Genomic DNA, 8199 nt, shown 5'->3' with positions numbered 1-8199 from the left:
GACCGGTTCGGCGCGGCCGAGCTGGTCTCCTCCGGCGCGACGACGCTGCAGGGCCGCATCCCGGTCAACCCGAGCGGAGGCCTCAAGGCCAAGGGCCACCCACCGGGCGCCACCGGCGTCGCCCAGTGCGTGGAGCTGGTCGAACAGCTTCGCGGCGAGGCGGCGAACCAGATCGACCGGGCAAGGGTGGCACTCGCGCACAACATCGGTGGGCCGACGGCGGTGTCAGCCGTCACGCTGCTGTCCACCGACAGTGGCTGACCAAGGGGTCACCGACAGTGGCTGACGCCGGGACCGCCGCGCTGCGGGACCTCATCCGCGCCGGCTCCCGGATCGCGATCGCCGACGGCGTCGGCGCCCCCCGCGCCGTATCCGCCGAGCTGAGCGCGCTCGCCCGCGGGTACGGCGACGTATCGCTGCTGCTGGGCTGGGTGCCGGCCGCCGACCCTGGGCTTGATCTCACCGCGTTCGCCGAGGTCCGGGCGCTGATGGGTGGCTGGGGGTTGCGCCGCGCGATCGACACCGGCCATGTGCGCTACCTGCCCGTCGCCTTGGGCGCGACTCCGGCATTGGTCCGCGGCCCGCTGCGCCCCGATGTGCTCGTCGCCGCGCTCGTCGAGGTACCAGGCGGTTTCGCGTTCGGTAGCGAGGTGTCCTGGATGCGGGCCGCCGTCGGCGCCGGCACCGTCGTCGCGGCCGTCGTCAACGACGCGCTACCACGGGCCGACGCGGGCCCACCGCTACCGGCTGACCAGGTGGTCGTCGTCGCCCGCGCCAACCAGCCGCCGCTGGAGATCCCGCCCGCGCGGATCGGTCCGGAACACGCGGCGATCGCGCGGCATGTCGTGACGTTGATTCCCAGCGGTGCACGGGTGCAGGTCGGACCCGGGCCGCTCGGCGCCGCCACCCTGGACGCGCTGCGGGTGCCTGTGTACCTCGACACGGGGCTCATCCTCGACGGGGTGGTGGACCTCGCTGAACGCGGGCTCCTGGCGGGCAGCTCGATGGCCAACCCGATGGGTGCCTACCTGGCCGGCAGCCGTCGGCTCTACGCCTGGGCCGACCAGCGCCCGATCCTGCACCCCGTCGAGGTCACCCATGACGCCCACCGGCTGTCCACCGGGATACCGTTCATCGCTGTCAACACGGCTCTCGAAGTGGATCTCGACGCGCAGGTCAACGTGGAAGGCACCGCGGCATCAACTCTCGGCGGCATCGGCGGGCACCCCGACTTCGCCGCCGGCGCGGCCCGTTCCGACGGGCTATCCGTGATCGCCGTCCCGACCCGGCATGCCAGGAGGTACACCCTGGTCGACCGGCTCAGCCGGCCGACGAGCACGCCGGCCCACGACGTCGACGTCGTGGTGACCGAGCAGGGGGCGGCTGACCTCCGCGGCCTCGACCGGGCCGAACGCCGCAACGCGCTGCTCAGGCTGTGGGGACGCCAACCGTGAAACCGCAGGTAGAAATACCACCGGTGAGGCAGTCATGGCCGGTAACACCATCGGCAAGGAAACCATGAAAGTGAGCACCGTGAGTCAGAGCACCGCGGGTGAGCGCACAGCGGGTGGACGCACAGCGAATGAAGGCGCAGCCGGCGGGAAAGCGGTCGAAGCCGGCCGCAAGCCGAAAATCGCGGAGGTGACGGCGCGGGCCATCGGTGACCGGATCGTCGACCAGTCACTCACCGAAGGCGCCACGCTGCCGAACGAACGGCTCATGGCCGAGGAATTCGGGGTAGGCCGGACAACGATCCGGGAGGCGTTGCGCCTGCTGGAAACCCAGGGCGTCATCCGGATCAAACCAGGACCGGGAGGCGGGCCCCAGGTTCGCCGCCCCCGCCCCGACGACCTCGTCGGCGCGATGACCCTGATCCTGCAGTTCCTCGGAGCGACACTCGACGAGGTCGCGGTCACCAGGGAAATCATCGAAACGGCGGTCACGGCAATGGCCGCCGAACACGCGACGCCCGACGACCTCGCCGGCCTGCAACAGACCATCGACACGATGCGGGCCAACCTCACCGACGACGCCGTGTTCTACCCCCAGAACGACGCCTTTCACGCCCAGCTCGCCCGAGCCTGCGGCAACACCGTCCTGCTGGTCATCGCCGAAACACTGGAACGGATGACCGCGAACACCAGCACCGAGGTCGAATACCCCGCGCGCACCCGGGCCCGCATCGCCGACGCCCACCAGCGGATCGTCGACGCGCTCCAGGACCGCGACATCCGCGGCGCAGCCGACGAAGCGGACGAGCACATGGGCGAGTTCCGCCGCTACGCCCGCCGGCACTACCCCCACCTACTCAACGAACCCGTCCGCTGGACCTCCAACGACCGCTAACCGCCGGCCGGCCACCCGCTGCCCGTAAGGGTCGCGGGTGGTACCAGCTGTTCTTCACCCTCACCAACAAGCTGTCCTTCCACGGTGCGCTGGCCAGGCCGATCCTGGACACCGACTACATGACCTACGCGCAGTGGATCAGCGAGACCAACCTCCACGCCGTCGAAACCATCGCCGAATACCTGGGCGGACCGGCAGTGGCGGCGCCACAAGTACTGGACGAACCTCGACGACACCCTCCCCTCGGAGAGGGCCTGTAGAAATAACGGTGTAACTCCCCGAGAGTGAGGATGCGCCGTGAGTGACACGATGGTGGGGCGGCTGCCGGAGCAGGTGCGGGCAGGGGAACGGCAGGACCGGCGTCAGTCCCACAACCACGGCGGGCAGTCGCGGGGCCGGGCCGGCGTCCTATCTCGGTGTCCTGACGGTGCTGGCTGACCGCCCGCAGGAATGGTGGCAACCGGTCGACGGTTGCTACGCGACATGACAACTGTTGGGCTGATCGGCAGCGGTAACATCGGCGGTACGGTGGCCAGGTTGGCCGTCGGGGCCGGCTACGACGTGGTATTGAGCAATTCTCGTGGGCCCGAGACGTTGAACGCACTCGTGGACGAGCTGGGCCCGCGCGCCCGCGCCGTAACCCCGAGCGAAGCGGCTGACGCGGGTGACCTGGTGGTCGTGACAATTCCGCTGGCAGCGTATCGCAGCGTGCCTGTCGAGCCGCTCGCCGGAAAGGTCGTCATCGACACCAACAACTACTATCCGGCACGCGATGGCCAAATTCTGGAGCTGGATGACGAATCGACCACCACCAGCGAACTTCTTCAGCGCCACCTGCCCGGCTCGCGGGTGGTCAAGACGTTCAACAACATCTACTTCAAACATCTGTTGTCGCTGCCCAGGCCGGCCGGGGCGCCCGACCGCTCGGCCCTGCCGATCGCCGGCGACGACCCGGCGGCGAAGGCCACCGTGACCGCCTTTCTCGACGCGCTTGGCTTCGACGCCGTCGATGCTGGTCCGCTCGCTGAGGGATGGCGTTTCCAGCGCGACACCGCCGCCTACGCCGGCATCTTCTTCGGACCGAAAGGGGCCGCCGGCGATGCGGGGGTCCCGGTCGGCGCCGCCGCGATCCGGGCCGCGCTGGCCGCCGCCCGCCGTTACGCCGAGGTAGGCAGCTGACGTGAGCCGTGCACCGAGTTCCGGCCGGAGGCGACCGCTGACCCTGGCCAGATCCTTTTCGTCGACGGCGTCACAGCTCACCTGACGCCCACCCTCACCGCACAGATCCGGGCGGTGTCAGAGATTTGCTGTCGGCTCGACTGAGCCGCGGGACCGGCTCGTCGTCGGAGGTTGAATCGCGGCGGTGAGCCGGTCCGGGCCGGTCCCCTACAGCCGGACGGTGCGGGCGGTCGCCGGCGATTCGCTGCGGTGCTCCCGGGCCGCCGGTGTCGCGGGCGAGGCCGCGGGCACCGGGCGGGTGGAGAGCGCGATGCCGAGGGCGACCAGGCCGAGCCCGTGGACGGCGACGCCTGAGTGGGCTGGATCGGCCAAGTGCAGGCCGAACGCGCGGCGGCACTGGTTGCCCTCGGACGGGCAGCGCCGGCTGGGGAGTCGCGGCGCAGACTCACCCGACAGCAAATCAAAGATCTTGTCGACGGCCTCGACGGCCTGCTCGCGGCGCTGCACGACGCCGACCCAGCCGACAAGGCCGAGGTTCGCGCGGCACGAACGCACCGTGGGGGTCCGGGGGCTCGGCCCCCGGACAGGCATAAACGAGACGACTTGGCGCGAAGTACACAGGTCGTCTGGAGACGAGTGTCCCAGAGGGGACTCAACTTGAACCCTGTCCTCGCGCGATACGTCCGCGAACACGCAGTTCAAGGCTAGAGCGGAGTCCGTGGCTGCGGCCACGGGATCGGCAACCACGGCCAGGGCCACGTGCCACCATCCTCATCGGGACGTCGGGGCACCCAACCGGATGCGCGTCAACCACAGGGCGACCACGCTCATGTGGGTGCACAACTCGGCCTTTCGGAACCGCGATGTCGTCGTGGGACCGGCGCTCCTCGTCGGCCCACCCAACCGGCACGGTGACAACAGGTCGGTCCCCGAGGACCTGATCGACCTGTTGTTCAACACCAAGCGCTACCGCGTCCAGCTCTGGACCAAGAGCGACCCCGGGTGGACCAGCGACACCGAAGTGTTCATCGACTGGCTGGAGGCGTACAGGTACGCCTTACAGTTGGTCGAGACGCGCGAAGCCGCCCAGGAGGTTCGCGTCGTGCCCGAGCTGGACAACGAATTGCGCGAGCAGTGGTTCAAGCTCGGGATCGAGAACCCGTGGATCAGTTCCGCGGACGACCCGCCGTTCACCCGAAACAGCTTCACCGGCTGTTACAGCGTCGAAGAGCTGGCCGAGCACATCGGACACGGCAACTGGGCGATCGGCACCACGTTCTACTACCGGGACCTGGGCTTCATCAATCAGGTCGAAGGCGGTGACGAGTGGCTGACCATCCAGGGCTTCGGCGTAGTCGGGTGGCGTCCGATTTGCGCTCAAGCAAGGCTGACTTCGACAAGATCAAGACGGTTCGCGCGAACGCCACGCCATGGGAGGGGCGACGGCGTCACGCCACGGTGCGAAACCGCCGCCAACCCTCCGTCCCAGCCCTTGCTTCACCTATCGAGATTCGATAGCTTCTCATCGCAACTCGATGGAAGGATGGGTCATGGGAAAGCTGGCAGTGCGTGCGCTTCGCGCCGTGCTCGTGGTGGTGCTCGCCGGCACCGTGTTCGTACAGGCATTGATGGTGTGGGTGTTGGCCACCGACCCGGAGGACGGGTCGCTCCCGCTGACCCCGCTGCGCGTGATCACGATCCTGGGCATGGTGTCGGGCCAGGTCGCCCTGGTCAGCGTATGGCGGCTGGTGGCGATGGTGCGACGCGGAACCGTGTTCTCCCACGCCGCCTTCCGGTACGTGGACGCCGTGATCGGCGCGATCGTGGCGGCTGCCCTCCTGTGGTTCGCGGTCACGGCCCTCAATGCGCCGGGCCAGCGGGCCGACCCGGGCGTCACCGTCATCATGGGCGGGGTTGGCCTGGCCATCCTGGGGGTCGCGCTCATCGTGCTCGTGCTGCGGATGCTGCTCGCCCAGGCCGTCGCGCGCGACGTCGAAGCGGCGCAGATGCAGGCCGAGTTGGATGAGGTGATCTGATGCCGATCGTCGTCGACATCGACGTGATGCTGGCCAGGCGGAAGATGTCCGTGGGCGACCTCGCGGACCGCGTAGGGATCACGCCCGCCAACCTGGCGGTACTCAAGAATGGCCGCGCTAAGGCGGTGCGCTTCGCGACGCTCGCCGCGCTCTGCGAGGTACTCAAGTGCCAGCCGGGCGACCTGCTGCGCTGGGAGGCCGAGGACGTCGCGGGCGGATGACGTGCCCCAGAGCGGGCGTGAAAACGCCTGGCACCACCGGCCTGACACGGCACGTCGACCGCATGGACGTGGATCGCCGATCGCCCGCAGCACCGTCCCGACCTCGCTGGGTAGATTCCGGTTGACTTGCACCGCACCGTCTTGGTCGACGACCGCGACCTGCGAACGTGACCTCCCCACCGAAATCCCCCGTCCTTCCAGCGCGGAAGGGCGGGGGTTCGTCGCTGGGCGGGCAGCCAGGGCTTCGCCGTAGTCGCTTTACACCCGATTCGCGACGATCCGTCAGGTCGACGGGGTTCTGGAAACGTGACAGGTACGGGCTTCCAAGATCATGAATTTCTCGCCGCCCCGTGATCCGAGTGGAAGACCGTGCCTGCCGACGCATCATCGCCGATCCCCCCTGCCTTTGACCAACTCCGCGAGCATCCCGGGGCCGTGCCCCAGGAGATCCCGGGCCTGCTGGAGCGACTGACCGCGGTGCCCGACCCTCGCGATCCGCGCGGCGTACGGCACGCTCTGGTCGTCGTGCTCGCGCTGACCGCGTGCGTGGTTCTGGCCGGAGCGACCTCCCTGCTAGCGGTGGGCGAGTGGATCACCGACGCCCCGCCGTCCGTCCTGGAGCGCCTTGGCGTACGGCCCGATCCGCTGTCCCCGGAGCGGTGCCTGCCGGCGGAGGCGACGGTGCGGCGGCCGCTGGGCCGCATCGACGGCGACGCGTTGGACCGGGCGGTGGGCCGCTGGCTGGCCGACCGGCGCGTTGGGGCCGACGGTCAGCTGCACGCAGTGGCGGTCGACGGCAAGACCCTGTGCGGAGCGGCCAGGGCCACGGGCCGCAAGATCCATCTGCTCGCCGCCTGCGACCACCTCTCCGGCCTGGTCCTGGCCCAACTCGACGTAGGCGAGAAGACCAACGAGATCACCTGCTTCCAGCCTCTGCTGGAGACCCTCGCCGACCTGGCGGGCGTGGTCGTGACCAGCGACGCCGAGCTGAGGTTCTTCGAGACCACGTTCCTACGGATGCAGAAGAACATCTTCGCCGACCAGGCCCCGATGCATGAGGCCTACCTGGCCGGCGGCGTCCCCGCGATCCGTGAAATGTATGACGCCGGACTGATCGACGGGAGGGCGATGCATGCCTGGACCTACATCGACCAGGGCAGACGCACCGGCAACACAAGCCTGGTAGCCGCGGGCAACACCGCCCTGCTCTACCGGGAACAGTTCCAGATCATCGCCGACGACTACGACCGCCTGCGCAACCACGACGGCCCGGTCGGACAGGGCTTCACCTACGCCATGACCACCCTCGGCGCGCTGTCCATCCCCGGCGCCCACGCGTTCGGCGAGGCCTACCCCCTTATTTCTACAGGCCCAATGTTTACGTAGCCGTGCTAAGCTTTGACAAAACCGAGTCGGCTCCGAATTGGAGTGGCTAGTGAATCATCGAGGCGTCCCACACAACGCCGCCACGGCCACAAGTATTGTGAGCGTGGACGCCCCGCGAGGCGATCCACCAGATTTTCTTGCGGCTGCCGACCACCGAGGCCGCATCGGGATTTTTCTGGGACTGGTAGATATCCTTGGATTCAGCCTCACCCTGCCGGCGACGAGAATAGCAGACCCTCGGGCGGAATCAAGCGGTCAAGGCGACACATGCCTTTCCAGCAGATCGTTGAACATTTCAATCGACTTGCGCCAGCCCAACGTCTCACGGTAAGTATTCGGTGATGCCGTGGGAGGGCATGCCAAGTACCCGGCCGGTGGTGACGGCCGGGTAACGGGATCGGCGCGGGAACCGGGGTTATGACGGTGACGGACCGGGCCGGATGATCCCGGGAGGATCATGGCCGTGGCTTCCGGTGGTGTCCCCGGGGTCTGCGATCCAGGGTAGGAACCGGTGCAGTGCCGCACCCTCGGGGGCCTTCCCGCCCGCGGTGGCGCACGCCTGGAGATACCCGGTCAGGTAGGCCAGGGGCTCGCAGCCGTTGCGTTCGGCGGTCGCGGTGATGGTCCAGACCCGGGCGGCCAGGTGCGCGGCCCACTCGGCTTGGCTCCCGTAGTAGTTCTTCCGCCCGACGACCGGGGTCCGCAACGCCCGCTCAGCAGCATTGTTATCCAGCTCGATGTCGGGGAAGTCCCGGTGGCGGGCCAGACCGTCCCATTCCCGGTCGAGGGTCGCCAGGACCTTCTTCGCGGCGGGATGCAGACTGTAGATCGCGGCCTGCTCACGGCGGACGGTGTCCATGACGGCCAGGGCCTGGTCGAACGTCTGGGATGCCTGGGTGTGTCCGGTGCTGCCGACCGTGGCGGCGGTGAGCTCCCGGTGGGCGACGTACAGGTCCGCGATCCGCGCCACCCACTGGTCCCGCCAGACGCGTAGCTGGGGGTGAGCGTCCCCGGCCCGGATGCCCTGTCTC

General features: G+C 68.7%; 11 protein-coding genes. 8 read left to right on the top strand and 3 right to left on the bottom strand.

Annotated elements, in window-relative coordinates; genetic code table 11:
- The 5 genes from U9979_RS02800 to U9979_RS02780 form a co-directional block, all read left to right on the top strand.
- Positions 1-261, top strand: a 261-nt coding sequence (locus U9979_RS02800; protein WP_416219286.1) for a thiolase C-terminal domain-containing protein, incomplete at its 5' end; no start/stop codon positions are given.
- 17 nt (positions 262-278) lie between these two features.
- Positions 279-1454 (top strand): acetyl-CoA hydrolase/transferase C-terminal domain-containing protein, encoded by a 1176-nt coding sequence (locus tag U9979_RS02795; protein WP_322778137.1) that lies wholly within the window; start codon positions 279-281, stop codon positions 1452-1454.
- Between the two features lie 70 nt (positions 1455-1524).
- Positions 1525-2346, top strand: coding sequence for a FadR/GntR family transcriptional regulator (locus U9979_RS02790; protein ID WP_322749849.1), 822 nt, complete (start codon positions 1525-1527; stop codon positions 2344-2346).
- 119 nt (positions 2347-2465) lie between these two features.
- Positions 2466-2606 carry a hypothetical protein gene (locus U9979_RS02785; RefSeq protein WP_322778136.1) on the top strand — a complete coding sequence of 47 codons (141 nt, stop codon included), beginning with the start codon at positions 2466-2468 and terminating at the stop codon, positions 2604-2606.
- 223 nt (positions 2607-2829) lie between these two features.
- On the top strand, positions 2830-3525 hold the full coding sequence (locus tag U9979_RS02780; protein ID WP_322778135.1) for an NADPH-dependent F420 reductase: 696 nt from the start codon (positions 2830-2832) through the stop codon (positions 3523-3525).
- A 207-nt stretch (positions 3526-3732) separates the two neighbouring features.
- On the opposite strand, the gene U9979_RS02775 is transcribed toward U9979_RS02780, so the two are convergent.
- Both U9979_RS02775 and U9979_RS02770 read right to left on the bottom strand, forming a co-directional pair.
- Entirely contained in the window at positions 3733-4080 is a 348-nt protein-coding gene (locus tag U9979_RS02775) for a hypothetical protein (protein ID WP_322778134.1), read from the bottom strand.
- Between the two features lie 502 nt (positions 4081-4582).
- Entirely contained in the window at positions 4583-4906 is a 324-nt protein-coding gene (locus U9979_RS02770) for a hypothetical protein (RefSeq protein WP_322778133.1), read from the bottom strand.
- Positions 4907-5075: 169 nt separating this feature from the next.
- Here U9979_RS02770 and U9979_RS02765 point away from each other — a divergent pair, with 169 nt between their 5' ends.
- From U9979_RS02765 to U9979_RS02755, 3 genes are all read left to right on the top strand, one after another.
- Positions 5076-5561 carry a DUF2975 domain-containing protein gene (locus U9979_RS02765; protein WP_322778132.1) on the top strand — a complete coding sequence of 162 codons (486 nt, stop codon included), beginning with the start codon at positions 5076-5078 and terminating at the stop codon, positions 5559-5561.
- On the top strand, positions 5561-5782 hold the full coding sequence (locus U9979_RS02760; protein ID WP_322778131.1) for a helix-turn-helix transcriptional regulator: 222 nt from the start codon (positions 5561-5563) through the stop codon (positions 5780-5782). The genes U9979_RS02765 and U9979_RS02760 overlap by 1 nt, the downstream gene beginning before the upstream one ends.
- A gap of 369 nt (positions 5783-6151) precedes the next feature.
- Positions 6152-7168, top strand: a complete 1017-nt coding sequence (locus U9979_RS02755) for a transposase family protein (RefSeq protein WP_322778130.1) — start codon at positions 6152-6154, stop codon at positions 7166-7168.
- Between the two features lie 415 nt (positions 7169-7583).
- Here the strand turns inward: U9979_RS02755 and U9979_RS02750 are convergent.
- Positions 7584-8199 (bottom strand): IS66 family transposase (locus tag U9979_RS02750; RefSeq protein WP_322778129.1); only part of this gene is annotated, 616 nt, incomplete at its 5' end.

Origin of the sequence: Protofrankia sp. Cas4, assembly GCF_963555915.1 — a bacterium.
Taxonomy (GTDB): Bacteria; Actinomycetota; Actinomycetes; order Frankiales; family Frankiaceae; genus Protofrankia.
Note: the sequence above shows the minus strand (reverse complement) of the source record. Positions and strands in the feature narration are given on the sequence as shown.